Origin of the sequence: Novosphingobium resinovorum (genome assembly GCF_001742225.1) — a bacterium.
Classification (GTDB): domain Bacteria; phylum Pseudomonadota; class Alphaproteobacteria; order Sphingomonadales; family Sphingomonadaceae; genus Novosphingobium; species Novosphingobium resinovorum_A.
Window position 1 is genome coordinate 660,767 of the sequence record NZ_CP017075.1, and the last position, 25,853, is coordinate 686,619.

The following is a 25,853-nucleotide window of genomic DNA, read 5'->3' on the forward strand; positions in this document are numbered from 1 at the left end:
AACTCTACAACAGCGGATCAGGATAGCGACTGCGAGTCTTCCGCCCGGTCCGCTGCGGCTCCTTGAGCATGACCGGCCACGCGCTGTAAAGCCTCCTCCAGCGTAACCCGGCGGATCGGTGTGCCTGCCGGGAAGGCGGAGAGCAGGCGCGAGGGGAACGCGGGCGAGAGCACGACGAAGTGCCCCCGGTCCTCGCGGCTGCGGATGAGGCGGCCGAACGCCTGAGCCAGCTTGGCGCGGATCAGCGTGTCGTCGTAGGCGCTGCCGCCGCCCGCCAGACGCCGGGCACGGTGCAGGATCGTCGGGCGCGGCCAGGGCACTTGCTCCATCACGACGAGGCGCAGGGAATCGCCCTGAACGTCCACCCCGTCGCGCAAGGCATCGGTGCCCAGCAGCGAGGCGGCGGGATCGTCGCGGAAGATGTCGACCAGCGTGCCGGTATCGATCGGATCGACGTGCTGCGCGTAGAGCGGGAGGCCTCCGCGCGCGAGCCGGTCGGCGATGCGGCCATAGACCGCGCGCAGCCGCCGGATCGCGGTGAACAGGCCGAGCACGCCCCCGCGCGAGGTTTCGATCAGGCGGCCGAACGCGGCGGAGAGGGCGGGAATGTCGCCCTTTAGCACGTCGGTGACGATCAGCACTTCGGCCTGCGTCGCGTAGTCGAACGGGCTCTGGTGGATCGACAGGCGCGGCATCACCTCGATGTTCGTCGCGCCGGAGCGGGCGATGGCCTTGGCCCAGTCCTCGCCGTCGCGCAGCGTGGCCGAGGTCATGACGACGCCGTGCGCCGGTTCGAGCACGACTTGCGCGAACGGCTTCATCGGATCGAGCCAGCGGCGGTGGATGCCGATGTCGAACTCGCGCGCTTCCGATCGATCGACGGCGAGCCAGTCGACGTATTCGGGATCGGCCGGGCCGCCCATGCGGTCGAGCAGCGATTCCCACGCGCCCAGCGTATCGACGCGCCATGTCAGCGAGTGGCGTGCGCCTTCGATGCGGGCGCGCCCCGGTCCGTCGAGCCAGTCGGGCGGCTCCTCCAGCAGCGCTTCGAGACGCATGCCGAGGCGGATCAGCGGTTGGCGCAGTTCCGCCAGCGCCGCGCGGGCGCCTTGCGCGATCTCAACGAACGAACCTTCGAGGCTGGCCGCTTCGGTTTCGAGGCCATAGCCCGCTTCCTGCCCGCCGCTTTCGTCACGCGCATAAACCGTGGCGCGCACCGCCGCGAGCAGTTCTTCCAGCGGCCCGCTCGCGGCGTTCTCGGCGATGCGGCCCATCCAGCCGTCACCGGGAAGTGCCTCTGCGGCCTCGCGCGCGGCGGCGATGGCCTTGGCGCCTGCCTCGTCGTAGCTGGCGACGTCGGCGAGGCGGGCGGAGAGGCCCCGGCGGCGGCCCTTGGAGGCTTTCTCCGGGCCGATCACCCAGCGGCGCAGTTCGATCGCCTCGGCGCCAGTGAGTGCGGCGGCGAACGTGGAGTCGGCGGCGTCGAAAACGTGATGGCCTTCGTCGAACACCACGCGGGTCGGGCGGGAAGCCGGATCGCGGCCGCGCGCGGCATTGACCATGACGAGGGCGTGATTGCCGATCACGAGATCGGCGCCGACACTGGCGCGGGTCGCACGCTCGATGAAGCACTTCCGGTAATGCGGGCACCCGGCGTAGACGCATTCGCCGCGTCGGTCGGTCAGCGCCGCGATGCCGCGCTGGCGGAACAGGGTGCCGAGCCAGCCGGGCAGGTCGCCGCCGATCATGTCGCCGTCCTGCGAGTACGCCGCCCAGCGCGCCACCAGTTGCGCGAGGATCGCCGCGCGCCCGTTGAAGCCACCCTGCAGCGCATCTTCGAGGTTCAGCAGGCAGAGGTAGTTCTCGCGGCCCTTGCGCACTACGACCGGACGGGTGCCGTCGGCGCGTCGCTCGGGCCAGGCGCGGCGGCTTTCCGCGCGCAGCTGGCGCTGCAGCGCCTTGGTATAGGTGGAGACCCAGACGGTGCCGCCCGCCTTCTCGGTCCACAGCGAAGTGGGGGCGAGATAGCCCAGCGTCTTGCCGATGCCGGTGCCCGCCTGCGCCAGCAGGACGTGCGGGCGGCCGGACCGTTCGCGCGGGGCGAAGGCGTGGGCGGTCTCCACCGCATAGGCACGCTGGCCGGGGCGCTGCTCGGCGGCGCTGCCGGTGAGGCTGGCGAGGCGCTGCAGGACTTCCTCGTCCTCCAGCACGACTTGTCGAGGCTGGGGGACTTCGGGGGTTTCCTCCCATTCGGGCAGGCGGGTGAACAGCCAGCGTTCGGCGCGTTCGGGCTTGCGGATGCGGCCGGTCAGCAGCGTGGCCCAGGGCCAGCGCATGCGCACCAGCGACTGCAGCGAGGTCCACGCGCCCTCGCGTTCCGACCATGCGCCGTTCTCGCACATGTCGAGCAGGGCGCCGGCCGCTTCCTGCAGCAGGCGCGGCACATCGGAATCACCCTCCGGCTCGGCGAGGCCGAGGGCATGGGCAAGGCCCTTGGGCGTCGGCACCACGAAGCGCGCCGGATGGACGAAGGCGTAAAGCTCCAGCAGGTCCAGCCCCGAGAGGTCCGGATAGCCCAGCCGTGTCGCCAGCAGGGGCGCGTTGAGGATCAGCAGCGGCGTGTCGGCGGCGGCCATCACCGCCTCGCCCTTGGAAAGAGGGCGGGTGCCGAGGCCCGTCAGATCCTTCTCGCGCAGCCAGCAGCCGCCATGACTGGCGTGGAGGGCAGGGAGGGGCAGGGCGGCCATGGCCTCTCATTAGGCACGGGGGGCGGAATTGGAAACGCCGGGCTCTCGCGCTCCACGGAAAAAATTACGGCTCGATACAAATTTCCCTCTTGTTTGATTTCACTCAAGATATATCTTAAGACCATCATGAAACATATGGAACGAATGATGAGAAACTCAGATTGCAACCACGGTCGCGGACGCGGCCGTCACGGTGGAGAGCGCCGCTTCGGGCGCGAGGACATGATGGCAGCGATGGCCGAAGGCGCCGAAGACTTGCGCGCGATGCTTGGCCGCCACGGCGGCAGGCACGGCCTGTACGGGCTGGCCCGTGGACCGCTTGGTGGCGGGTTCGGGAAGGGCTTTCCCGGCGGCTTCGGTGGCGGCTTTGAAGGTCGCGGCGGACGCGGTGGTCCTGACGGTCCGCGCGGCGGCGGTCGTCGCAAGCGGCTGTTCGACCAGGCCGAACTGCAGACCCTGCTGCTCGCCCTGATCGTCGAGGCGCCGCGCCACGGCTATGAACTGATCCGCGAGATCGAGGCGCTTTCGGGCGGCGACTATGCGCCGAGCCCGGGCGTGGTCTACCCCGCGCTGATCTACATGGAAGAGACCGGCCTGATCGCCCCGGTCTCCGGCGACAGCGCCCGCAAGGCTTTCGAGGCCACCGCCGAAGGTCGCGCCAAGGCCGAGGCCGATGCGGAGAAGTTCGCCGAACTCAAGGGCCGCCTCGGGGCGCTTGCCGCACAACGCGACCGGGTCGATCCGGCGCCGGTGCGCCGGGCGTTCCACGCGCTCAAGACGGCGGTGTTCGACCGGCTCTCGACCGAAGGGGCTGATCGTGATTTCATCCTGCAGATCGCGGATGTCATCGACGAGGCCACCCGCAAGATCGAAAGGATCGAGAAGTGAGCACCATCGCCGCGACCGTGAAGACACCGAATGGCGGCAAGTACGTTCGCCAGCTCTGCAAGCACTGGAGCCACAAGCTGGAAACCGCAGTGGACGGCGATAAGGGAACGGTGACGTTCCCCAATGCCGTCACCGTGATGGACGCCGATGCGGAAGGCATCGCCATCACCATCACCGGCGAGGACCGCGACGCGGTGCAGGGCCTGACCGACGTGGTCGCCCGTCACATCGACCGGTTCGCGTTCCGCGAGGACGCGTTGGTCTATGATTGGGCGTGGCGGGACTGAGCGTGCAAGGAGGGGCTGAACGCTCCTCCTCATACGCCGTCATCCCAGCGAAGGCTGGGACCGTTAGCCTGTTATTGCCAACTATCGTCAGGGCGCCCGGCCGAGGGGTTGGGCTTTACGCGGCTAGCGGTCCCAGCCTTCGCTGGGATGACGGCGTGTTTTGGTGCTGGAGTACGTGAGCCATCGACTGAACCCTTGCGATAATCGCGCATTTCGCCTTAGAGCGCGGGCCATGACTGAAAATGCCCTGATCGAAGCCGCACGTGTGTCCAAGGCCTGGCCCTTCCAGGAGGCCCAGAAGCTGCTCAAGCGGTTCCCGCAGGGCAAACCGGACGGCGCGCCGGTGCTGTTCGAGACCGGCTATGGTCCCTCGGGCCTGCCGCATATCGGCACCTTCCAGGAAGTCCTGCGCACCACGCTCGTCCGCCGCGCTTACGAGGCGCTGACCGGCGGCGCGCCGACGCGGCTTGTCGCGTTCTCCGACGATATGGACGGGCTGCGCAAGGTTCCGGACAACATTCCGAATGCTGACGTACTCGCCGCCAACCTCGGCAAGCCGCTCAGCCGCATCTCCGATCCGTTCGGCACGCACGAGAGCTTCGCGCATCACAACAATGCGATGCTGCGCGAATTCCTCGACCGCTTCGGCTTCGACTACGAGTTCGTCTCGGCCAGTGACCGCTACAATTCGGGCGCGTTCGACGCCGCGCTGGCGCGGGTGCTCGAATGCAACCAGGCGATCCTCGATGTCATGCTGCCGACGCTGCGCGAGGAGCGCCGCCGGACCTATTCGCCCGTGCTGCCGGTCTCGCCCACCACGGGCGTGGTGTTGCAGGTGCCGGTCGAGGTCGTCGACGCTAAGACCGGCCTGATCCGCTTCACCGACGAGGACGGCACCGTCGTCGAGCAGTCGGCGTTCGGCGGCAAGGCCAAGCTGCAGTGGAAGGTCGACTGGGCGATGCGCTGGTTTGCGCTGGGTGTCGACTACGAGATGTGCGGCAAGGACCTGACCGACTCGGTCACCCAGTCGGGCAAGATCGTGCAGGTTCTCGGCGGGCGTAAGCCCGAGGGGCTGATCTACGAACTGTTCCTCGACGAGAACGGCGAGAAGATCTCGAAGTCCAAGGGCAATGGCCTGACCATCGACCAGTGGCTGACCTACGGCACCGAGGAGTCGCTCGGCTTCTACCTGTTCCGCGAGCCCAAGAGCGCCAAGCAGCTCCACGCCGGCGTGATCCCCAAGGCGGTCGACGAATACTGGCAGTTCCGTGGCAACCTCGCCGGGCAGGCGCTCGACAAGCAGTTGGGCAATCCGACCTGGCACCTGCTGCGCGCCAATGGCGGTGGTGAAGGTGCGGGCGACACCGTGCCGGTGACGTTCTCGCTGCTGCTCAACCTCGTCGGCGTGCTCGGCGCGGACGCGACGGCGGAGCAGGTGTGGTCCTACCTCGGCAACTATGTGGCCGAGGCCAGCCCCGAAGCGCATCCGGACCTTGCAGAGATGGTCCGCGCCGCGCTCGCCACCAATCGCGACTTCATCGCGCCGACCCTTCATCGCCGTGCGCCGACGGAGAACGAGGCGGCGGCACTGAAGGACCTCGATACGCAGTTGGCTTCGCTGGACGGGGCCTCGGCCGAAGACCTGCAGAACATCGTGTACGAGATCGGCAAGAACGAGGCTTACGGCTTCGAAAACCTGCGCGACTGGTTCAAGGCGCTGTATGAAACGCTGCTCGGATCGCCGCAGGGGCCGCGGATGGGGAGCTTTATCGCCCTTTACGGCGTTCCCGAAACGAGGCTGCTGATTGCCGAGGCGCTTGCTGCCTGACCTGACGGAGACGCGATGCACCGGACCGACCTGACGCCCGAACAGCTCTGCGAGGAACTGCTCGGACGCACTCTGAACGATGTCGATGCCGAGGAACGACGGGTGCTGCAGCGCATCGCCTCTGGTCAGGTGATGGGGCTGGATGCGCAGGAGGAAGCGGCGCTCCACGCCAGCTTCGGCGACCGGCTGGCGGATCGCGTTGCGGCCGTCGGAGGGTCCTGGGGCTTCATCATCGCGTTCGGTGTGATCCTGTTTGGATGGATGCTGGTGAACAGCCGCATTCTGGAGGCATTCGGGCTGCACCCCTTCGATGCCTACCCGTATATCTTCCTCAACCTGATGCTCTCGATGCTGGCGGCGATTCAGGCGCCGGTCATCATGATGAGCCAGAACCGCGCCTCCGACAAGGATCGCATCGCGGCGCGGCATGACTACGAAGTCAACTTGCGCACGCAGTTGGAGATCATCCGGTTGCACAAGCGGATGGATCATCTGTTCGCGTACCTCGACAATCGGGATTGTGCGCGGAGCGGCGAAGACACCTGAATCCTGCCCCCGTGGGAAGGATGCGCGCGTGTCACCATCCCCAACGTCGGCATACCCAACGTCGTCATCCCAGCGAAAGCTGGGACCGCTGGCCGCGCAAAGCCCAACCCTCGGCAGGGCGTCCGGACGCTAGTTGGCCGTAACAGGCCAGCGGTCCCAGCTTTCGCTGGGATGACGGGGGTGTGCGTGCAGTCAGCGCACGCAAAAACACCCGCTGGCGAGTGCGGGCCATTACGCCGGGGAAATCAACGCAACCGAAGTGAACATCGGGTCGGCGTCGGGAGCGTCCAAGCAGGGACGCGGGGTTTTGTTTTCCGTGAAGCTCTGGCGAGCGGCCGGGTAACTCACGGTGCAGCCCGGCTCGACCTGTATTCCATCGGAAAGTCCCATGTGGCCGTCGTTAGGGTTCGCATCGTTATCGGCCGAAGGCTATCCGGGATGGCCCTCCCATGCCCTGCCGTATGTCGCAGGAACGTATGGACGGCGTTTCCGGTAGCGCAGAGACAGTCCGGGTCTTCGAACGGACGCGTGGGTTGCGTAGCTACGGCTGAAACCGCATCCCGGCCCACGACGCCGACCCGATACACCTCTCCAGCGTGATCATCGCCGGATCGGATGCTGGGCCATATAACCTATTTGGTTATAAATGTCAAGACATCATTGCCATGCCCGTGTGCGGAACCATTTGGTGACGACGTATTTGACGCCGCGCACCACCGGCCGTGCCGCATGCATGGTCCATGGATTTGGCGAACCGTCGGGCAGGGCATTGTTCCACAAGAGCAGCGTACCGGCGCAAGGCGGAATGCTGAGCGCGACGCGGGTGAAATCGGTCATGCCGCCTTCGTCTACCGTGTTGAGATAGACCATGGCGGTCCAGCTGCGCTGTCCGCCGCAGCGCCGTTCGTCGCGCCAGTAACCGGCGGCCGTATCGAACCAGTCGCAATGTTCGTTGAAGTATTGCCCGCAAAGGTAGCGCTGGCCCTGCGCCGCTTCTCCGCACATGGGCGATATGCCGGTTACCGCCGAGAGGCGCGCTTCGAGAATGCGGACGCATTCGTCGGCTTCGTCGATGTCGCCCGAATAGCTGGTGCGGTAATCCGGCCAGGACGTTCCATCGACCAAGCTGGACGGGCAGGCGACACCGTCGATCAGCGTCATCAGGCGCGCGCAAGTCGGCGCCGCGAGAAAGCCGTCGATGGCGTAGATTTCCGCGCGTTCTTCCGGGAAACGACGGATGCCGGGCTCGGCTGCCAGCCGTTCCCGCACTGCCGCGCCGATACGGGCAAGAGCCTTGCAGTCGGGATGGGCGGGCGTTGTCATGACAGGCAGACTATCCGCATTCGCCGGGAGTTCAATCGCCCGTGTGAAGTATCAGTCTGCCGGATCGTCGTAGGACATAAGAAAACTCCCGGAGTTTTACATCCGGGAGCTTGTCTTGCTTCACGTTTTTGCGGCTTACCAGAAGAAGTCGTAGATCACGTCCACCACTTCGCCGCTATAGATGTCCACCAGCATAACGTCGTCGTAGTAGCGGACCCAGCGATAGGGGCCATAGACCGGCGGCAGGCGATAGGCGTAAGGATCGTTGATCCAGTACCGGTTGCCGTAGAACATCGAGCCGAGCGAGAAGCCGATGCTCACGCGGCGATAGGAATAGCCGTCGTAGGGCGCATAATACCGGCCCATGCGGTATGTGTTGCGATTGCGATCGCGATAGCGCTGCCAGTCGTAGCGGTTGTCACGGCGCCAGTCGTTGCGGTTCCACGCCTGATAGCGATCGCCCCGGTCGTTGCCTCGCCAGCCGTTATTGTTGTCTCCGCGGCGATCATTACCGCGCCAGCCGTTATTGTTGTCTCCGCGACGGTCGTTGCCTCGCCAACCGTTGTTGTCGTCTCGGCGGTTGTTGTCCGCGCGCCATGCATTGTTGCGGTCGCGGTTGTCGTCGCCTCGGCGGTCGTTGCCGGCCTGCCACCCGTTGCCGCGATCCCGGTTCTGATTATCGTCGCGGCGGATCGCCTGTCCGGCGCCGCGATCGCCGCCAGGGCGCTGGTCGTTGCCCTGCCAGCCCGGACGTCCCTGTTGCTGGCCCTGCTGCTGACCCTGCGCAGGGCGCGAGCCTTGCCAGTTGGGGCGGTCGTCGCCGCGCACTTGCTGCTGCGGGGCGGGGCGTGTCTGAGGCTGAGCCTGAGGCTGGCGCTGCTGCTCGCGCATCTGGCGAAGCTGCGGCCCGATCTCGCTGCGGCCGTTCAGGCGCTGCTGCTGCTGGGGCTGCGGCCGGGACTGGGGACGCTCTGCACGGGCGTTGTTGCCGCGATCACGGCCCTGGTCCTGGGCAAAGCTCGGGCTCGACATGCCTGTGATCGCGAGCGCCATGGTGGCGGCGGCGATCAGTACACCTGCTTTTCTGTTTATCGTTGCCATTGTTCCGGTCTCCAAACCGAAGTGCCGGACGGCGAAGCGCGGCTCATCGTTGAACGGGGTGTACCGGATCAGCGCTGTCGCAATGGTGAATGGCGGCGTTGCTCACCGTTAAGTTTCGTAATGTTGCAGCGACAAAAAAAGCCGCCGCCCGGTTTCCCGAGCAACGGCTTTGTCTGGGCCGGTGCCGTACCGAAAGCCGCCGGATGGCGGCTTTCGAAACAGCGCAAATCAGCGCGTCAGCTTTTTATACGCCAGCGCGGTCGGACGGTCGGCGGCATCACCCAGACGGCGGCGCTTGTCCTCTTCGTAAGCGGCGAAGTTGCCCTCGAACCATTCGACGTGGCTGTTGCCCTCGAATGCGAGGATGTGGGTTGCGAGACGGTCGAGGAAGAAGCGGTCGTGGCTGATGACCACGGCGCAGCCCGCGAAGTTCTCGATCGCCTCTTCCAGCGCGCCCAGCGTTTCCACGTCGAGGTCGTTGGTCGGTTCGTCGAGCAAGAGGACGTTGCCACCCTCCTTGAGCATCTTGGCCATGTGGACGCGGTTGCGCTCACCACCCGACAGCTTGCCGACGTTCTTCTGCTGGTCGGCGCCCTTGAAGTTGAACGCACCCACGTAGGCGCGGGTCGAGGTGTCGTGACCGTTGACCTTCATGTAGTCGAGCCCGTCGGAGATTTCCTCCCAGACGTTCTTCTTGGGGTCGAGGTGGTCGCGGCTCTGGTCGACGAAGCCGAGGTGGACGGTCGAGCCCATCTCGATGGTGCCTTCGTCCGGCGTTTCCTTGCCGGTGATCAGCTTGAACAGCGTGGACTTGCCCGCGCCGTTCGGGCCGATGACGCCGACGATGCCGCCCGGCGGCAGGATGAACGACAGGTTCTCGAACAATAGCTTGTCGCCGTAGGCCTTCGAGATGTTGTTGACCTCGATGACCTTGCCGCCGAGGCGCTCGGGCACCTGGATGACGATCTGGGCCTTGCCGGGACGGCGGCCCGACTGCGCTTCCTGCAACTGCTCGAACTTGCGGATACGCGCTTTGGACTTGGTCTGGCGCGCGGCCGGGGTCTGCCGGATCCACTCGAGTTCTTCCTTGAGCGCCTTGGCGCGGCCGGATTCCTCGCGGTCCTCCTGCTCCATGCGCTTGGACTTCTTCTCGAGGTAGGTCGAGTAGTTGCCCTCATAGGGGAAGTACTTGCCGCGATCGAGTTCGAGGATCCAGTTCACAACGTTGTCGAGGAAGTAGCGATCGTGGGTGATCATCAGGACCGCGCCCGCGTATTCCTTCAGGTGGTTTTCCAGCCATTCGACGGATTCGGCGTCGAGGTGGTTGGTCGGTTCGTCGAGCAGCAGGATCGAGGGCTTCTGGATCAGCAGGCGGGTCAGCGCGACGCGGCGCTTTTCACCGCCCGACAGGCTGTTCACCGGCCAGTCGCTCGGCGGGCAGCGGAGGGCCTCCATCGCGATTTCGAGCTGGTTGTCGAGCGTCCAGCCGTCGACCGCGTCGATCTTGCCCTGCAGGTCGCCCATTTCCTCCATGAGCGCGTCGAAATCGACGTCCTCCGGCGGATCGCCCATGATGTTGGAAATCTCGTTAAAGCGGTCGACCAGATCGGCGGTCTCGCGCGCGCCGTCCTTGACGTTTTCGAGGACGGTCTTGGTCGGATCGAGTTCCGGCTCCTGCTCGAGATAGCCGACGGTGATGTTCTCACCAGGCCAGGCTTCGCCGGTGAAGTCGGTGTCGATGCCGGCCATGATCTTGATCAGGGTGGACTTACCGGCGCCGTTCGGGCCGACGATGCCGATCTTGGCGCCCTGGTAGAACTGCAGCGAGATGTCGCTGAGCACCGGCTTCTGGGCACCGGGGAAGGTCTTGGTCATGCCCTTCATGACATAGGCGTATTGGGCGGCCATGCGGTTCCTCTGGATGGAATTCGAAGTCTGGAAAACAGTTGGGGCCGCTACTACAGGGGTGAGGGCACATTGCCAAGGGTGAGGCAAAGTACACGCGTCGTCCCGGACTTGCTCCGGGACCGGTGGCGGTCTTCAGGCATGAACCATCGTTCAAGGCGCGCGAAGCAACGTGGGCTGGTCAGGGCCAGCGGTCCTGGATCACGTCCGGGATGACGATGCCGCTCTGATCAAGTCACGCAGCGTCCGCGGCAGGAAGGCCAGTCCGGCCATGACGGTCGGCACGCTCAGGATCGCCCAGTAGAAGTTCACCGGCCTTGCGAAGACCGCCAGCAGCAGCGCGATCGTCGCGAGCCACGGCAGCGCGAAGCGGGCCAGCGGCGGCGGCGCTCCCAAAAACCCGAGCAAGCAGAGCAGCACGGCGAGATAGCTGAACGGAGCCGGGATCAGGTGCAGCAGCGTCACGTCGGCGATGTCCTGCAGCACCGCTCCGGGGCCGCGAAGGCCGTCCCAGCCTTGTGACAGCGCATCGCCGGGAAGCGAGAGCGGCACGACCGCCTGCCGGTGCAGAAGCAATACCACGGCATAGCCTGCAATCAGCGCAGCCCACGCGGCCAGTTCCCGGTATCGGCCGCTCCGCCAAGCCCAGAATGCCGCGAGCAGCACGAAGGGCAGCGCCAGTTCGCGGATCGCCAGCGCCGATGCGGCGGCAAGGAAGGCGGCGGTCGGGAAGGCGGGAGCCGTCAGGCCCTTGACCCGCAGTGCCATGGCCAGCGCCACGAGCACGCCCGCCCACAATTCATGCGACACCGAAAGCCCGGGGCTCGCGACCATCGCGCCGCCGACCAGAACGAGCAGCATGGCCAGCATCCGCTCGCGTCCACTCACCAGCGGCCGCAGCATCGTAAACCATGCGGCGGCGGTGACGGCAAGCAGCACGCAGAGGAGGACATGCACCGTGCGCCAGCCCAGCGCTGCCTCGATCCACGCCAGCGTCGGCAGGCGCACCGTCACGAAGGGGCTGGTCGGAAAGCCGTGCGCGCGCTGGAGGCGGGTGGCGGCATGGTAGTAGCCCTCGCCCCCGGCCACTGCGTTGCCGATGTCGTGATAAAGCTGCACGTCGGAATAGCGCCCGTCGCCGCTGATCGCCTCACCGGACTGCGAGGCGCCGATCGTCAGCGTCGCCAGTGCGAGCACCACGAAGAGGGCGATCACGGCGAGGGCCTGAAGACGGGTGAGGGCGGCGAGCATGGCGCGGTTGTGTTCGCTCATACCGGCGGCGACAAGACGCGGCACTGCTTATCCACATGGCAACTCTTCGTCGTCCCGGACTTGCTCCGGGACCGTTGGCCGAGAATAGCCCATTTCGCGCCGAGCCCCGACGATAGGGCATGTCTAAAGGCAGCCACCGGTCCCGGCTCAAGGCCGGGACGACGCTTGGCAGCGACGGATCGCTCGGTTAGCACTTGCGCACATGAGCACCCTCCCAGTCCTTCGCGCGGGGCTTCTTGCCGCCGCGCTGTCCGCTGCCGTCCCGGCTTTCGCAACTCCCCAGCAGGGCTCAGGCGTCGCCTGGGACATCGTCGAGGGCCTGACCACCGAGATCGGCCCGCGCATGGCCGGCTCCGAGGCCGAGGCGCGCGCACGCGACTGGGGTTCGGCCAAGCTCAAGGCGCTCGGCTTCCAGAACGTGCGGGTGGAGGAGTTCAAGACCCTCGCCTGGAAGCGCGGTCCCGAGAGCGCGAAGCTGACTGCGCCTTACGCGCAGCCGCTGGCGATCACCGCGCTCGGTTTCTCGGTTCCGACGCCCAAGGGCGGGCTGAAGGCGCCGCTGGTCTACTTCCCGACGCTCGACGCGCTGGAAGCGGCGCCCGAGGGATCGCTCAAGGGCAAGGTGGCCTTCATCGACCACGCGATGCGCGCGGCGCAGGATGGTTCGGGCTATGGCCCTTACGGCAATGTGCGCCGTCAGGGGCCGACGATTGCCTCGCGCAAGGGCGCGGCGGGCGTGGTGATCCGCTCGGCGGGCACCGACAGCCACCGCAACCCGCATACCGGCGTCACCATCTTCGCCAAGGATGTGCAGCCGATCCCGGCAGGGGCGGTGTCGAACCCCGACGCCGACTTGATCGCCCGCACTGCCGCAAGGGCTGCGGCGGGGGGCAAGCCGATGGCCATCGACCTGACGCTGGAGGGCAAGCCATTCCCTGACGCGCCATCGGGCAACGTCATCGCCGACCTGCCGGGGCGCGATCCCTCGCTGCCGATCATCGTCATCGCCTGTCACCTCGACAGCTGGGACCTTGGCACCGGCGCGATCGATGATGCTTCGGGCTGTGCAATCGTGACGGCGGCGGCGCTTGCCGCGCAGCAGGGCGGGCAGGCTTTGCGCACCATCCGCGTGCTGTGGTCCGGCAACGAGGAAATGGGCGTCGGAGGCGGCGGCGGCGCGGCCTATGCGCGCATGCACGGGTCGGAGCCTCACGCCGTCGCGATGGAGAGCGACTTCGGCGCGGACAAGGTCTGGGCGGCGAAGTTCAACACTGCACCTGAAAACAAGCCGCTGGTGGACAAGGTGAAGGCGGCGCTCTGGCCGATGGGCGTGGTCCCGCATGAGGGCGAGACCGAGGGCGGGGCCGACGTCGCCGCGATCATCAAGGCACAGGATTTGGCGGTGATCGATCTCGGGCAGGACGGGATGCACTACTTTGATTTGCACCACACGCCGGACGATACGCTCGACAAGGTCGATCCTGCGGCGCTTCAGCAGAACGTCGATGCCTGGGCGGCGGTTTTGAGGGTGATCGCGAATGAGCCTGGGGTGATCGGGAAAGCCGGGGCCAAGAGCGAGTAGCAGTCGGTCTCCACTCCGGTTCTTTCGACGTGCCAGCCTTAAACATTCTTCGTCATCCCCGCGAAAGCGGGGACCCATCTGATGGAGCTGCAACAGGCGCCGTCAGGAGATGGGTTCCCGCCTGCGCGGGAATGACGACCCAATGAGAATGATCGTGGCCTCAAACCGAGGCTGCGATCTGCTCCGCCACCGCGACCAGCCGCCGGGCCTGCTCCAGATGCAGCAGTTCGGTCATCTTGCCATCGACCTTGATCGCGCCCTTGCCTTTGTTCTCCGGCAGCGCGAACGCCGCGATCACCGACGCTGCCCAGCCGAGGTCCGCCTCGCTCGGTGAGAACACCGTATTGCAGGGCTCGATCTGCGCGGGATGGATCAGGCTCTTGCCGTCGAAGCCGAACAGCAGCCCCTGCCGCGCCTCCGCCTCGAACACACCTAAATCGCGGAATTCGTTGCAGACGCCGTCGAGCACGGTGACGCCGTGCGCCCGCGCGGCCGCGACCGCCATCGACAGGAACGGCAGGAACGGCGTGCGCTCGGGCACGGACTGCGCGCGCATCTCCTTGGCGAGATCGTTGAGGCCCATGATCCAAAGCGACAGCCGCGTCGAACGGGCCTTCGCCGCGATCGGCTCCAGTGCGAAGACGCTCGCGCAAGTCTCTATCATCGCCCAGAGTTGCATGGCCTCGGGAGCGCCGCTCAGCGCATCCTGCAGCCGGTCGATGTCCTGCGGGCCGTTGACCTTGGGCACCAGCACCGCGTCGGCCTTCGACCCGGCGACGGCCGCAAGGTCCGCCGCGCCCCATTCGGTATCGAGCCCGTTGACGCGGATCGCGACTTCGCGGTGGCCGAAGCCGCCTTGCGCGATCGCGGCGACGGCGGCGGCGCGGGCCTCTTCCTTGGCCTCGGGCGCGACCGCGTCCTCGAGGTCGAGGATCACCACGTCGCAGGGCAGGGTGCGCGCCTTGGCGAGAGCCTTGGCATTCGAGGCGGGCAGGTAGAGCGCGCTGCGGCGGGGGCGGTCGATCGGAGTCATCAGGGCGGGTTCCCGTGTCGAGTATGTCGCCGCCTCCTTGCGGCGCGCGGCGCCACGGGGTCAAGCGCGGGCGCCGTGGTTTTTAGGGTATCGACCAACCGCTACGCAAATTCCTCTAGGCCTAAAGAACAATTTGCAATCGTTTGCCTGCTATATACCCTTTATCAGCCGCAAATGGTCGCCCGCGCATCGCGGCCAGGGGCGCGGAGTCCTCTCCCTTCCTCCGCGCCCTGAGCGGTAGCCCATGCGGGTCGCAGACGTCGCCCCGTGACCTGCTCCATCAAGGATCGGGCACGGGGCACTTCCTCAGAGATCGGCGAGAATGCGCTCGCTCTCCTGCCACAACCGCGCGGCCGCCGCGTCGTCGAGCGCCTGCGGGGCGGCGGCGATCTCGGCAAGGTCGTGGAAATAGCGCCCGCCGTTCACGCCCGCCTCGGGCGCGGTGGCGAGCCAGACGATCGTGCGCGCCGACTGCTCGGGCGAGACGAGATCCTGTCCCTTGCCATAGGCCTGCAGCGAGGCTTCGCCGTGGCTCCAGAAATTCGAGCCGACCTTGCCCGGATGCATGGCCTGCGCGGTGATGCCCTTGTCGGCGAGGCGGTTGGCCAGTTCGCGGGTGAACAGCAGATTGGCAAGCTTGGCCTGGCAATAGGCGGGACCGGTGGCGAAGTCGTCCAGCATCATCAGGTCGTCCCAGCGCATCGCTTTCGCCTGCTCATGCGCGAGCGATGAGACGGCGATCACGCGCACCGTGCCGGGAGGGCTGTCCTGCCCCGCGCGCTCCAGCAGGGGCAGCAGTTCGCGCGTCAGCAGGAACGGCGCGAGGTGGTTGGCGGCGAAAGTCGCCTCCAGTCCCTCGGAGGACACGTAGAGCCCGTCGCGGATGCCGCCTGCATTGTTGACGAGGACGTGGACCTTGTCGGTCAGGGCCGCGATCTCACGTGCGACGCGCCGCACGTCGGCCATTTCGGCGAAGTCTCCGCGCAGGAAATCGACCTTGCCGAAGGCGCGCAGCTGCGCCTCGGCCGCGTCGCAGCGCGCCGGATCGCGCCCGGTCGCGATGACGTGCCAGCCCATGCGGGCGAACTCGGCCGCACTGGCCTTGCCGATGCCGGAACTGGCGCCGGTGATCACTACGACGGGCTGCGGCTTCGCGGAATTATCGGACATTTCGGCATTCTCCCCTGCCGCGCCCGATGTTCGCGGGTCGCGGTGTTTCCTGTCTAGCGCGGCTCCGCCCCCTTGAGGAACAGATCGACCGCGAAGCGCACGCGCCGGTCGATGTCCTGTGCGGTCAGCATATTGCCCGAGAGAATGAAGCGCACCGGGCCGCTGACGACCATGCTCATGAACACGTTGGCCGCAAGCATCGCGTCGCCGATGGCGAGGCGGCCTGCCTCGGTCTCTTCCTCGAGGATCTGCGCGAGGAACCGCACGGTCGGCAGCGCGGCGATGTCGTAATAGGTCTGGAAGATGTCCGGGAAGCGGTAGCTCTCGGTATTGATGAGCCGTTGCAGCTTCGCACCCGCAGGTTCTCCCACCAGTCCGATCCGCAGCATCGCGATGGCAATGAGCGTATCCTCCAGCGTGTCCCTGCGCGTGGCGGCGATGACCTCGGCACCGACCGCGCGGGCCTCGGTGCCGTGGCGGACGGCGGCGCGGAACAGCGCGGCCTTGTCCGGGTACTTCGCATAGACCGTCCGCTTGGTCATGTTCACGTCGGCGGCGATCCCCTCGATCGTGGCGCTTTCGTATCCTTTGTCGAGAAAGTGTTCGAGCGCGGTGTCGAGCAGGGCGACCTGCCGGGCCTGCGCCTGTTCGCGCGTGGGCCGGCCCGCCTTGGGGAGCGCAGGGTGCGTGTCTTCGAGCATGATCCCCATGGACCCGATTTGGCTTGCGTCGCCAAGAGGCTCGTGAATAATGAAACGCATAAGGTGTTATTAATCGAGTCGCGATGGACTGTCCAGTCCGTCGCGGCGGCAAGGGAGAGGAGTAAGGGAAGCATGGGCATTGCTGCGGACAAACTCACTGCGCTGGTCGCTGACCCGGAGCGCTTCGCGTTCTCCGCGGGCGACTTGCGCGAAACCCAGGTCGCCGCGCTGGACGAGCGGTTTCAGGAGCGCCGCGATCGGATCAGGCTGCTCGGCCTGCGCGCCCGCGACGCCGGGATCGACAGCATCGCGCGGATCGAGGACGTGGTGCCGGTGCTGTTTCCGCACACCGCCTACAAGTCCTATCCGGAAAGCTACCTGATGGACGAGCGCTGGGATCGGCTGACCAAGTGGCTCGGCACGGTCTCGGCCCATCCGCTCGAGGGCATCGCGACGGACGGGATCGCCGGGATCGACGACTGGATCGCGCGGCTGGCGGAGCAGGGGCACTTCATCTCCTGCTCCAGCGGCACCACCGGCAAGTCGGCGATGCTGATCGCCTCGCAGAAGGACATGGACTGGTCACGGATCGACACGGTCAACGTCTTCGCCTGGGGTTCGGGCGTCGTGCCGGCGCAGGACCGGCTGATCGTCGGCTGCGCGCCCGTGGCGACGGTGCCCAAGAACGCGGCGATCGCGCAGGCGCAGTACGAGGCTTTCGCCAATCCCGAGTGGCCGCGCTGGGCCTATCCGGTGCCGCCGATCACGGTCGGTTCGCTGACGGCGATGGTGGTCATGCGCAAGAAGATTGCCGAGGGCACCGCCCGTCCGGACGAGATCGCCGCCTTCGAGGAAACATCGGCCGAGCGCGCGCGGCTGGTCGCCGATGCGGTGCCCGCGACGGCGCAGTTCATCATCGAGAACCGCCACCGCAAGCTCCAGCTTTCGGGGCTGTGGAACGGGCTGTGGCAGGTCGCCAAGGCCGTGCGCGACGCGGGCTACGGGCGTGAGGACTTCAATCCGGACAACTCGATCTACGTCGGCGGGGGGCTCAAGCGCGCGCAGCTTCCGGCGGACTATCAGGACTATGTGTTCGAGACGTTCAACATCCCGGCCGACCGGCATTTCCAGAACTATTCGATGCAGGAACTGAACTCCGGCATGCCGAAGTGCCGAGAGGGCGGGCGCTATCACGTGCCGCCGTGGATCGTGCCGGTGCTGCTCGACAAGTCGGGTGACGAGGCGCTTCCCCATGCGGGCGGCGAACAGGAAGGGCGCGCGGCGTTCTTCGACCTCTCGCTCGACGGACGCTGGGGCGGCGTCATCACCGGCGACAGGATTTCGCTGGACCATTCCCCTTGCGCCTGCGGGAACCACGGCCCGTCGATCCGCGACGACATCGCCCGTTATGCGGATCTGGAAGGCGACGACAAGATCGGCTGCGCAGGCACGGTCGACGCTTATGTGCGAGGTGTGGCATGAACGAGATCGCACAGCCTGAGGTCAGCGAAGACCTCGTCTCCGCCCCGTTCTTCCTGCGCGGCGAAGTGCTGCACGGGACCGACGTGATCCAGACGTCGCGCGACCTCGGCGTCACGTTCGCCACGCCGCGCATTCCGTTCGATCGCGCGGTGCCGCCGCGCACCGAAGTGCCGCCGCTCCTCAATGTGCCGCTGGCCGAGATCATCGACTTCCTCGTCGAGACCGGTCAGCGCCTGCTCGCCAGCGACAACCCGCACATGCAGGAATGCATCGAGCGCATGTGCCGCACGCATATCCTGCCTCGCGCCGTCGTCGAGAATACCGCGCGCCACGCGGCGGCCTATCTCGACAAGCGGGTGCTGATGGCCGAAGTCGAGCAGAACTTCCCCGATCCGCGCGCGCTCGACGAATGGGTGCCGAAGCAGGACTTCACCGGCCGCAAGAGCTTCGTGCGCGCCTTCGCACCGCGCCTGATCCATGTGCTGCCGGGCAATTCTCCCGGCGTCGCGGTGAAGTCGGTGGCGCAGGGGGCGATGGTCAAGGGCATCAACCTGTTCAAGATGAGCAGCGCCGATCCCTTCACCATGGTCGCGATCCTGCGCACGATGGCGGACCTCGATCCCACCCATCCGATCGTGCGCTCGATGTCGGCGGTCTACTGGCGCGGCGGCGACGATGCGACCGAGCGGGTGCTCTATCGCCCGCAGTACTTCGACAAGATCGTCGCCTGGGGCGGCGGGGACGCGATCAACAACGTCATCAAGTACCTCGGCCCCGGCTTCCAGCTGGTGTCCTTCGATCCCAAGACTTCGATCTCGATGGTCGGGCGCGAGGCGCTGGTGGACGAGGCGACCATCGACCGCGTCGCGGACTTGTGCTCGGCGGACGTGATGACGCTCAACCAGGAGGCCTGCGTCGCCAGCCGCTTCCAGTTCGTCGAGGGGGACGAGGCGGCGGTAGACCGTTTCTGCGCGCGCCTGCACCATCACGTGGCTCGCCGTGCGGCGGAAAGCGGTGATGTGCGCCCGCTCGATAGGGACATGCGCGAGGCGGTCGAATCGATGACGCTGATGGATGACGAGTACGGCGTCTGGGGCCGCACCGACGGGCGGGGCTTGGTGATCCGCTCGGATGAGCCGGTGGACTTCCACCCGATCAACAAGACCGCCAACGTCGTGCGCGTGGACAGCCTCGACGACGCGGTGAAGTGGATCAACGTGGCGACGCAGACGGTCGGCTTCTACCCGTTCGACCGCATGGCCGCCTACCGCGACCGCCTCGCCGCCGGGGGCGCGCAGCGCATCGTGCATCTGGGAGAGGCGGGGCCTTCGACCATCGGCAATCCGCACGACGCGATGTACCCGCTTCACCGCTTCGTGCACTGGATGGCGCACGAGGACGGGCGGGGGTAGCGCAGGCACCCTTCGACAAGCTCAGGGTGAGCGGGGTGGAGTGGATTTCCTGCCCCATCGCAAGGTTCTTCCAACCTCCGACCCCGCTCAGGCTGAGCCTGTCGAAGCCCTCTCCGATCACCCGCAACATCGCCGAGACGGATATGTCCGCCCCTCGCTTGCCTGCCGCCGCGAGTGCGCTACCCATCGATCGAACAGCCCGCCATGCCGGGCGCGTGAAGGGGATCATAACCACCATGGCCGTCGAAATCCTGCTCCCGAAGATCGGTTTCTCCATGCAGGAGGGCCAGGTCGCCGAATGGCTCGCCGCCGATGGGGCGCAAGTGACCGAAGGCCAGCCTCTGTTCTCGCTGGAGGCTGACAAGTCCACCAACGAGGTCGAATCCCCCGCCACCGGCACGCTCAAGATCGTCACGCAGACGGGCGAGACTTACGAAGTCGGCACCGTTCTCGGCTGGATCGAGTAACCGGCTGGACAGGCGCGGATCGTCGGGTCACTATCCGCGCCATGAACCGCCTTCTTACCGCTGTCGCCGCCTTCGGGCTCCTCGCCGTTTCGGGCACCGCGCATGCCAGTCTCGCGGTCGGCGCGAAGGCGCCGCAGTTCGCGGCCAAGGGCGCCAAGGCGGGCAAGGAAGTCGACTTCGATCTCGCCAAGGCGCTGAAGAAGGGGCCGGTCGTGCTCTACTTCTATCCCAAGGCATTCACGCAGGGCTGCACGCTGGAGGCCCACGCCTTCGCTGAAGCCACGCCCGAGTTCGCGCAGCTTGGCGCAACCGTGGTGGGCATGTCGGCGGACGACCTGCCGACGCTCAAGAAATTCTCGACCGAGGAATGCCGCGACAAGTTCGCGGTCGCCACCGCCAGCCCCAAGGTGACCAAGGATTACGACGTCGCACTCACCCGGCCGGGCGTCCCGGCAGGTATGACCCAGCGCGTCAGCTACGTCATCGACCAGAGCGGCCACGTCGCCTTCGTCCACTCCGACATGGACTACCGCGAACACGTCACGATGACGCTGGCGGCGGTCAAGGCGATGAAGGCCAAGCGCCCCGGTTGAACCCGGCCCCTTGCGCCGAACCGCCTGAGCGCCACTTTACAAACAGCCGTACTGCGCTAAGCGGTGCGGCTCGTTTGTTTCAGGCCGGTCGTGATCCCGGCTCATCGGAGATTTTCGCCATGCGTGCCGAGGGGCAGGCCCACATTGTCCGTATCGAGAAGGCCCTCGCGCTGGTCCGCAAGTTCCTCGACTGGGACCGCGCGCTGCGCCGGTTCGACGAGCTGAACGCGCGCGTCGAGGACCCGACCCTTTGGGAAAAGCCCAAGGAGGCCGAGGCGGTCATGAAGGAACGTCGCCGTCTCGAGGCCGCGATCGGCGCGGTGAACTCGATCAGCGCCGAGATGGCCGATGCCGTCGAGTTCGTCGAACTGGGCGAGATGGAAGGCGATGAGGAAACCATCGCCGAGGGCCTGTCGGCGCTCGCTGCGCTGGCCGAGCGCGCCGATCAGGACAAGGTCACCGCGCTGCTTTCGGGCGAGGCGGACGGCAACGACACCTATCTCGAAGTCCACGCCGGGGCCGGCGGAACCGAGAGCCAGGACTGGGCGGAAATCCTTCAGCGCATGTACACGCGCTGGGCGGAGCGCCACGGCTACAAGGTCGAGCTGGTCGACTATCACGCGGGCGAAGCGGCGGGCATCAAGAGCTGCACCCTGCTCATCAAGGGCGAAAACGCCTATGGCTATGCCAAGACCGAAAGCGGCGTCCACCGCCTGGTCCGCATCAGCCCTTATGACAGCGCGGCCCGGCGCCACACCAGCTTCTCGTCGGTGTGGGTCTATCCGGTGATCGACGATACCTTCGAGATCGAGATCAACCCGTCTGATCTGAAGATCGACACCTATCGCGCTTCGGGCGCGGGCGGTCAGCACGTCAACACCACCGATTCGGCCGTGCGCATCACGCACCAGCCCTCGGGGATCATCGTCGCCAGCCAGATCGACCGTTCGCAGCACAAGAACCGCGAAATCGCCATGGGCATGCTGAAAGCGCGCATGTTCGAGGCCGAGATGCGCCGCCGCGAGGAAGCCGCCAGCGCCGAACACGCGAGCAAGAGCGACATCGGCTGGGGGCATCAGATCCGCTCCTACGTGCTGCAGCCGTACCAGCAGGTGAAGGACTTGCGCACGGGTGTGGTCTCGACCGCGCCTGACGACGTGCTCGACGGCGCCCTCGATCCGTTCATGGCCGCGGCCCTGTCGCAGCGCGTGACCGGCGAGAAGGTCGAAGTCGAAGACGCCGACTGAAACGTGGCGGCCGTCTCGTCCCGGGACAGTGGCCGGGGCGAGAGGGCATGAATGCGACGGATCTCTTTCAACCGTTTTGCCAATCGGGCGCACAGGCGCTAAGGGGCCGCATGTTTCGCGCGCATACCCTCTTTCCGGCCGTGCTGGTGCCTGCTCTGTTGAGCCTGGCCGCCTGCCAGCAGCCCGCCGTCGATGACGGCCGGGAAAAGGGCGCGCCGAAGTTCCCCAAGCCCGATCGCCCCGTTGCGCAAAGCACCTCCAGCACGTTCTCCACCGAAGCCCAGCGCGACAGCGCGGGCGAGGCCAACACGGTAATGGACCTTGCAGGCGTGGCGCCCGGCATGAGCGTGGCCGATCTCGGCGCGGGCGAGGGGTACTACACCGTCCGCCTCTCGCACCGCGTCGGCAAGAAGGGCCGGGTTCTGGGCGAGGATATCGATCGCGGTGCCAACGAACGCCTCGCCACGCGCGTCATGCGCGAGGAACTGGAGAACGTCTCGATCAAGCTGGGCCGCCCGAGCGATCCCAGCCTGCCCGAGAAGAGTTTCGACCGCATCTTCCTGGTCCATATGTACCACGAGGTCGGCGACCCTTACGGTTTCCTCTGGAGGCTGCGCCCGGCGCTGCGTCCCGGCGGTAAGCTGGTGGTCGTGGATGTCGATCGCCCCGCCGGTGGGCATGGCCTGCCGCCTTCGCTGCTTTTCTGCGAATTTGCGTCGGTGGGCTATCGGTTGACGGAATTTGTTCGCAAGCCCGAATTACAGGGCTATTATGCGCAGTTTGAAGCCGCAGGGGCAAGGCCTGCGCCGGCAGATATCAAGCCGTGCCGAATTTCGGGGGTAGCGCCGCCGAAAACCAATGGATCGCAGGGCTGAGCCGCGAAAGCCTGGGGAAAGACGAGAGAAAATGAGTTTCAAGGGTCTCAAGCCGATCATCTATGGTGGCCGTGAAGTCTGGCCGCTGGTCGAAGGCGGCAAGGGCGTCGCCGCGACGAACCACATGAGTTCGGGCGCGTGGGCGGCTGCGGGCGGTATCGGCACGGTCAGCGCGGTGAATGCCGACAGCTACGACGCCGAAGGCAAGATCATCCCGCAGATCTACAACGCACTGACCCGCAAGGAGCGCCACCAGGAACTGATCGACTACGCAATCGACGGCGCGGTCGAGCAGGTCCGCCGGGCTTTCGACATTTCGGGCGGCAAGGGCGCGATCAACATCAACGTTCTGTGGGAAATGGGCGGCGCGCAGCAGATTCTCGAAGGCGTTCTGGAAAAGACCCGGGGCATGGTCACGGGCGTCACCTGCGGTGCGGGCATGCCTTACAAGCTGTCCGAGATCGCGGCGCGCTTCAACGTCAACTACCTGCCGATCGTCAGCTCCGCGCGTGCGTTCCGCGCGCTGTGGAAGCGTGCCTATCACAAGGTCGCCGACCTGATGGGCGCGGTGGTCTACGAGGATCCGTGGCTGGCGGGCGGTCACAACGGCCTGTCCAACGCCGAAGACCCGCTCAAGCCCGAGGATCCGTATCCCCGCGTCAAGGCCCTGCGCGACACCATGCGCGCCGAAGGGGTTCCGGACAGCGTGCCGATCGTGATGGCGGGCGGCGTCTGGTTCCTGCGTGACTGGAACGAATGGATCGACAACCCGGAACTCGGCTCGATCGCGTTCCAGTACGGCACCCGTCCGCTGCTGACGCACGAGAGCCCGATCCCGCAGGCGTGGAAGGACCACCTGCGCACGCTGGAGCCCGGCGACGTGCTGCTCCACCGCTTCTCGCCCACCGGCTTCTATTCTTCGGCCGTGCGCAACCCGTTCCTGCGCAATCTGGAAGCGCGCTCGGAGCGTCAGATCCCCTATTCGAAAGTTGAGGCGGGCGTGCACACCGTGCGTCTCGACGTCGGTGTGAAGGGCAAGAACTTCTGGGTCGCCCCCAAGGATCTGGAGCGCGCGCGGACCTGGTCGGCGCAGGGCTTCACCGATGGCCTGCGTACGCCGGACGACACGATCATCTTCGTGAACCCGGCAGAGCGCGACGAAATCCGCAAGGATCAGGCCGACTGCATGGGCTGCCTGTCGCACTGCGGTTTCTCTTCGTGGAAGGACCACGACGACTACACCACTGGCCGCCTTGCCGACCCGCGCAGCTTCTGCATCCAGAAGACCCTGCAGGACATCGCCCACGGCGGTCCGATCGACGAGAACCTGATGTTCGCGGGTCACGCGGCCTATAAGTTCAAGCAGGACCCGTTCTATTCGAATGGCTTCACGCCGACCGTCAAGGAACTGGTGGATCGTATCCTGACCGGCGACTGATCGGACAGGACAACGCGGCTTTCAAGCGGCCGGTACGGAGCGATCCGTGCCGGCCGTTGTGGTTTCGGAGCGGGACGGCCAGGCGACCATTGCAAGGAAGCTGGCGACGGCGGGCAAGGTCAGCAACCAGTCGACATAGCTGAGCACGGCCTCGATCGCGCTGCGCACGCTCCATCCGGCAAGGATGCTTACGAGTTCCAGCAGCAGCATGCGGGCGACGAGGATCAGCAGAGGGGCGCTCCACCAGCCGCTCCGGCCGAGGTCGTGGAAGCGGCGGATCGACAGGGCGAACAGGGGCAGAGCGACCTTCACCTGTACGCCCAGCATGACGGCGCGCAGGACAGGGCTGGGATCGAGCCAACTCGTCGCCAGGGCCAGCACTGCGACCGGGATCTGTGAAATCAGGATGTAGGTGACGAACTCGCGGCGGTCGGCCTTGCCCCGAAAGTCCAGGGAGCGGGCGACACTGCGGCCAGCCTGCCGGAAATAGGTGATCATCGCCGCATTTCCGGTTTTGCGGGGGTGGGTGTCAATCGAAATTCCATGCCCGTTCGCCGTGGGTGGCGCTGTCCAGTCCTTCGCGTTCGGCATCCTCCGACACCCGCATGGGGAACGCCAGCGACGCCATGAGCGCGAGGATCACCGTTCCGACGATCGACCATACCGCGACCACCAGCACGCCGATCCCCTGCGCCGCAAGTTGCGCGACCGGGTTCATGTCCTCGCCATAGCCGACGCCGCCGAGACCCTCCGAAAGGAACACCGCCAGCAGCAGCGAGCCGACGATCCCGCCGACGCCCTGCACTGCGAAGACACCGAGGGCATCGTCGATCAGCAGCTTGCGACGCACCAGCCGCATGGCGAAATGGCAGGTCACTCCGCCCAGCACGCCCATCAGCATGGCGGCGCCCGGCGATACGAAGCCCGCCGCCGGGGCCAGCGTCGCCATTCCGGCGACCGCGCCGCTCGCGAAGCCGATCGCGGTCGGCTTGCCGATCGTCAGCCGCTCTACCAGAAGCCATGCCATGGCGGCGGCCGCGGTGCCTACGTGCATGGCGATGATGGCGGCGGCGGCATCGTCGTTGGCGGCGACGGCCGATCCTCCGCTCAGCGCCAGCCAGCCGACCCACAGCAGCGCAGCGCCCGCGATGGCGAGCGCGGGCGCATGCGGCGCGGTCAGGCCCTGCACGACGCCCTTGCGCCGCCCGAGCATCACCGCGACGACCAGCGCCGAGGCACCGGCGGTCACATCGACGACGATCCCGCCCGCCCAGTCGAGCGTGCCCACGCCTTGCGCCAGCCAGCCTCCGCCCCAGACCCAGTGCGCGACCGGCGCGTAGACGACAAGGCTCCACAGCGCGGCGAAGGCGACGACCCAGCCGAACCGTGCCCGCTCTGCGCAGGCGCCGACGATCAGGGTCGGGGCTAGGGCGGCGAAGACCATCTGGAACAGTGCATAGGTGCTTTCCGGTACGGCAGTTCCCGCGCGCACGTTGCCCAGCGCGATCAGCATCCACGCATTGCCCTTGCCCAGCCAGCCTCCCGCCAGGTCGCCGAAAGCGAGCGTATAGCCGACCATGACCCACAACGTGGAGGCCGCCGCGAAAATCGCACCGCACTGGATCAGGATGGACAGCACGTTCTTCGCCCGGACCTGTCCCGCATAAAGCAGTGCGACGCCCGGCAGCACCAACAGCGCCAGAACCGAGGCCGCAAGAAGCCACGCGGTGTCGCCGCCGTCCGCGACGTCGAGCCGCCCGTCCTGCGCGAAGGCGGCCGTCGGCGCCAGCGCGGCGAGCGCCGCAGGTAGCAGCAGACGAGCAGCCATTGTCGAACGCCTGAACATCGCGCGGTCATTCCTCAAGAGATTCGATCCCGCGATAGCGGCCGAACCCTTTACGCCGGGTTAGATCAGGAAGCTAATTCGGGACAAGGGGTTGCGATCCCGAAGTGGAT

The 25,853-nt window shown here is 66.5% G+C and carries 22 protein-coding genes; 12 read left to right on the top strand and 10 right to left on the bottom strand.

The annotated features are described in order from the left end of the window. Positions 1-17: 17 nt before the first annotated feature. Entirely contained in the window at positions 18-2,747 is a 2,730-nt protein-coding gene (locus BES08_RS02935; RefSeq protein WP_069707684.1) for an ATP-dependent DNA helicase, read from the bottom strand. Positions 2,748-2,894: 147 nt separating this feature from the next. On the opposite strand from BES08_RS02935, the gene BES08_RS02940 reads away from it, so the two are divergent. The 4 genes from BES08_RS02940 (at position 2,895) to BES08_RS02955 (ending at position 6,296) form a co-directional block, all read left to right on the top strand. Next, complete coding sequence (locus BES08_RS02940; protein ID WP_231958147.1) at positions 2,895-3,635, top strand: PadR family transcriptional regulator; 741 nt, start codon at positions 2,895-2,897, stop codon at positions 3,633-3,635. Then, positions 3,632-3,922: a DUF2218 domain-containing protein gene (locus tag BES08_RS02945; RefSeq protein WP_008832215.1), complete on the top strand. Its 291-nt coding sequence runs from the start codon at positions 3,632-3,634 to the stop codon at positions 3,920-3,922. Before BES08_RS02940 ends, BES08_RS02945 begins: the two co-directional genes overlap by 4 nt. 232 nt (positions 3,923-4,154) lie before the next feature. Further along, complete coding sequence (locus BES08_RS02950) at positions 4,155-5,750, top strand: lysine--tRNA ligase (protein ID WP_069707685.1); 1,596 nt, start codon at positions 4,155-4,157, stop codon at positions 5,748-5,750. A gap of 15 nt (positions 5,751-5,765) precedes the next feature. Further along, positions 5,766-6,296, top strand: coding sequence for a DUF1003 domain-containing protein (locus BES08_RS02955; RefSeq protein WP_069707686.1), 531 nt, complete (start codon positions 5,766-5,768; stop codon positions 6,294-6,296). Positions 6,297-6,953: 657 nt separating this feature from the next. Here the strand turns inward: BES08_RS02955 and BES08_RS02960 are convergent. From BES08_RS02960 to BES08_RS02975, 4 genes are all read right to left on the bottom strand, one after another. Continuing rightward, positions 6,954-7,619 (bottom strand): 2OG-Fe(II) oxygenase, encoded by a 666-nt coding sequence (locus BES08_RS02960; protein WP_008830989.1) that lies wholly within the window; start codon positions 7,617-7,619, stop codon positions 6,954-6,956. A 135-nt stretch (positions 7,620-7,754) separates the two neighbouring features. Beyond that, positions 7,755-8,720, bottom strand: a complete 966-nt coding sequence (locus BES08_RS02965) for an RcnB family protein (RefSeq protein ID WP_231958149.1) — start codon at positions 8,718-8,720, stop codon at positions 7,755-7,757. Positions 8,721-8,948: 228 nt separating this feature from the next. Continuing rightward, entirely contained in the window at positions 8,949-10,628 is a 1,680-nt protein-coding gene (gene ettA, locus BES08_RS02970) for an energy-dependent translational throttle protein EttA (RefSeq protein ID WP_008830987.1), read from the bottom strand. A gap of 198 nt (positions 10,629-10,826) precedes the next feature. Beyond that, positions 10,827-11,921, bottom strand: coding sequence for a hypothetical protein (locus BES08_RS02975; RefSeq protein WP_231958150.1), 1,095 nt, complete (start codon positions 11,919-11,921; stop codon positions 10,827-10,829). A gap of 178 nt (positions 11,922-12,099) precedes the next feature. Between BES08_RS02975 and BES08_RS02980 the strand changes: the two genes are divergently transcribed. Beyond that, positions 12,100-13,479, top strand: coding sequence for a M20/M25/M40 family metallo-hydrolase (locus BES08_RS02980; RefSeq protein WP_036522869.1), 1,380 nt, complete (start codon positions 12,100-12,102; stop codon positions 13,477-13,479). A gap of 160 nt (positions 13,480-13,639) precedes the next feature. On the opposite strand, the gene BES08_RS02985 is transcribed toward BES08_RS02980, so the two are convergent. From BES08_RS02985 to BES08_RS02995, 3 genes are all read right to left on the bottom strand, one after another. Further along, positions 13,640-14,512, bottom strand: coding sequence for an HpcH/HpaI aldolase/citrate lyase family protein (locus BES08_RS02985; protein ID WP_036522872.1), 873 nt, complete (start codon positions 14,510-14,512; stop codon positions 13,640-13,642). Between the two features lie 306 nt (positions 14,513-14,818). Next, positions 14,819-15,682 carry an SDR family NAD(P)-dependent oxidoreductase gene (locus tag BES08_RS02990; protein ID WP_036522874.1) on the bottom strand — a complete coding sequence of 288 codons (864 nt, stop codon included), beginning with the start codon at positions 15,680-15,682 and terminating at the stop codon, positions 14,819-14,821. 53 nt (positions 15,683-15,735) lie between these two features. Further along, positions 15,736-16,383 carry a TetR/AcrR family transcriptional regulator gene (locus BES08_RS02995; protein WP_036523398.1) on the bottom strand — a complete coding sequence of 216 codons (648 nt, stop codon included), beginning with the start codon at positions 16,381-16,383 and terminating at the stop codon, positions 15,736-15,738. 132 nt (positions 16,384-16,515) lie between these two features. Here BES08_RS02995 and BES08_RS03000 point away from each other — a divergent pair, with 132 nt between their 5' ends. The 7 genes from BES08_RS03000 (at position 16,516) to BES08_RS03030 (ending at position 23,897) form a co-directional block, all read left to right on the top strand. Continuing rightward, positions 16,516-17,865 (top strand): hypothetical protein, encoded by a 1,350-nt coding sequence (locus BES08_RS03000; RefSeq protein ID WP_008830981.1) that lies wholly within the window; start codon positions 16,516-16,518, stop codon positions 17,863-17,865. Then, entirely contained in the window at positions 17,862-19,277 is a 1,416-nt protein-coding gene (locus BES08_RS03005; RefSeq protein WP_036522880.1) for an acyl-CoA reductase, read from the top strand. The genes BES08_RS03000 and BES08_RS03005 overlap by 4 nt, the downstream gene beginning before the upstream one ends. Before the next feature lie 236 nt (positions 19,278-19,513). Further along, the gene (locus BES08_RS03010; protein WP_008830979.1) at positions 19,514-19,744 is read left to right on the top strand and encodes a biotin/lipoyl-containing protein; all 231 of its coding nucleotides are present in this window, start codon (positions 19,514-19,516) and stop codon (positions 19,742-19,744) included. A 41-nt stretch (positions 19,745-19,785) separates the two neighbouring features. After that, positions 19,786-20,337, top strand: a complete 552-nt coding sequence (locus tag BES08_RS03015) for a peroxiredoxin (protein ID WP_008830978.1) — start codon at positions 19,786-19,788, stop codon at positions 20,335-20,337. A gap of 119 nt (positions 20,338-20,456) precedes the next feature. Then, positions 20,457-21,584 (top strand): peptide chain release factor 2, encoded by a 1,128-nt coding sequence (gene prfB, locus BES08_RS03020; RefSeq protein WP_036522883.1) that lies wholly within the window; start codon positions 20,457-20,459, stop codon positions 21,582-21,584. Between the two features lie 110 nt (positions 21,585-21,694). Next, complete coding sequence (locus BES08_RS03025; protein ID WP_008830976.1) at positions 21,695-22,459, top strand: class I SAM-dependent methyltransferase; 765 nt, start codon at positions 21,695-21,697, stop codon at positions 22,457-22,459. 31 nt (positions 22,460-22,490) lie between these two features. Further along, on the top strand, positions 22,491-23,897 hold the full coding sequence (locus BES08_RS03030) for an NAD(P)H-dependent flavin oxidoreductase (protein WP_008830975.1): 1,407 nt from the start codon (positions 22,491-22,493) through the stop codon (positions 23,895-23,897). A gap of 21 nt (positions 23,898-23,918) precedes the next feature. On the opposite strand, the gene BES08_RS03035 is transcribed toward BES08_RS03030, so the two are convergent. Both BES08_RS03035 and BES08_RS03040 read right to left on the bottom strand, forming a co-directional pair. After that, positions 23,919-24,395: a DUF805 domain-containing protein gene (locus BES08_RS03035; protein WP_051586682.1), complete on the bottom strand. Its 477-nt coding sequence runs from the start codon at positions 24,393-24,395 to the stop codon at positions 23,919-23,921. 31 nt (positions 24,396-24,426) lie between these two features. Next, positions 24,427-25,725 (bottom strand): ammonium transporter, encoded by a 1,299-nt coding sequence (locus BES08_RS03040; protein ID WP_069707687.1) that lies wholly within the window; start codon positions 25,723-25,725, stop codon positions 24,427-24,429. Positions 25,726-25,853: the final 128 nt, after the last annotated feature.

Bases quoted from the DNA above. Each gene is read 5' to 3' on its own strand.
- BES08_RS02935 (WP_069707684.1), bottom strand. From the start codon at position 2,747: ATGGCCGCCCTGCCCCTCCCTGCCCTCCACGCCAGTCATGGCGGCTGC.
- BES08_RS02940 (WP_231958147.1), top strand. From the start codon at position 2,895: ATGAGAAACTCAGATTGCAACCACGGTCGCGGACGCGGCCGTCACGGT.
- BES08_RS02950 (WP_069707685.1), top strand. From the start codon at position 4,155: ATGACTGAAAATGCCCTGATCGAAGCCGCACGTGTGTCCAAGGCCTGG.
- BES08_RS02955 (WP_069707686.1), top strand. From the start codon at position 5,766: ATGCACCGGACCGACCTGACGCCCGAACAGCTCTGCGAGGAACTGCTC.
- BES08_RS02960 (WP_008830989.1), bottom strand. From the start codon at position 7,619: ATGACAACGCCCGCCCATCCCGACTGCAAGGCTCTTGCCCGTATCGGC.
- BES08_RS02965 (WP_231958149.1), bottom strand. From the start codon at position 8,720: ATGGCAACGATAAACAGAAAAGCAGGTGTACTGATCGCCGCCGCCACC.
- ettA (WP_008830987.1), bottom strand. From the start codon at position 10,628: ATGGCCGCCCAATACGCCTATGTCATGAAGGGCATGACCAAGACCTTC.
- BES08_RS02980 (WP_036522869.1), top strand. From the start codon at position 12,100: ATGAGCACCCTCCCAGTCCTTCGCGCGGGGCTTCTTGCCGCCGCGCTG.
- BES08_RS02985 (WP_036522872.1), bottom strand. From the start codon at position 14,512: ATGACTCCGATCGACCGCCCCCGCCGCAGCGCGCTCTACCTGCCCGCC.
- BES08_RS02990 (WP_036522874.1), bottom strand. From the start codon at position 15,682: ATGTCCGATAATTCCGCGAAGCCGCAGCCCGTCGTAGTGATCACCGGC.
- BES08_RS02995 (WP_036523398.1), bottom strand. From the start codon at position 16,383: ATGCTCGAAGACACGCACCCTGCGCTCCCCAAGGCGGGCCGGCCCACG.
- BES08_RS03000 (WP_008830981.1), top strand. From the start codon at position 16,516: ATGGGCATTGCTGCGGACAAACTCACTGCGCTGGTCGCTGACCCGGAG.
- BES08_RS03005 (WP_036522880.1), top strand. From the start codon at position 17,862: ATGAACGAGATCGCACAGCCTGAGGTCAGCGAAGACCTCGTCTCCGCC.
- BES08_RS03010 (WP_008830979.1), top strand. From the start codon at position 19,514: ATGGCCGTCGAAATCCTGCTCCCGAAGATCGGTTTCTCCATGCAGGAG.
- BES08_RS03015 (WP_008830978.1), top strand. From the start codon at position 19,786: ATGAACCGCCTTCTTACCGCTGTCGCCGCCTTCGGGCTCCTCGCCGTT.
- prfB (WP_036522883.1), top strand. From the start codon at position 20,457: ATGCGTGCCGAGGGGCAGGCCCACATTGTCCGTATCGAGAAGGCCCTC.
- BES08_RS03025 (WP_008830976.1), top strand. From the start codon at position 21,695: ATGTTTCGCGCGCATACCCTCTTTCCGGCCGTGCTGGTGCCTGCTCTG.
- BES08_RS03030 (WP_008830975.1), top strand. From the start codon at position 22,491: ATGAGTTTCAAGGGTCTCAAGCCGATCATCTATGGTGGCCGTGAAGTC.
- BES08_RS03035 (WP_051586682.1), bottom strand. From the start codon at position 24,395: ATGATCACCTATTTCCGGCAGGCTGGCCGCAGTGTCGCCCGCTCCCTG.
- BES08_RS03040 (WP_069707687.1), bottom strand. From the start codon at position 25,725: ATGGCTGCTCGTCTGCTGCTACCTGCGGCGCTCGCCGCGCTGGCGCCG.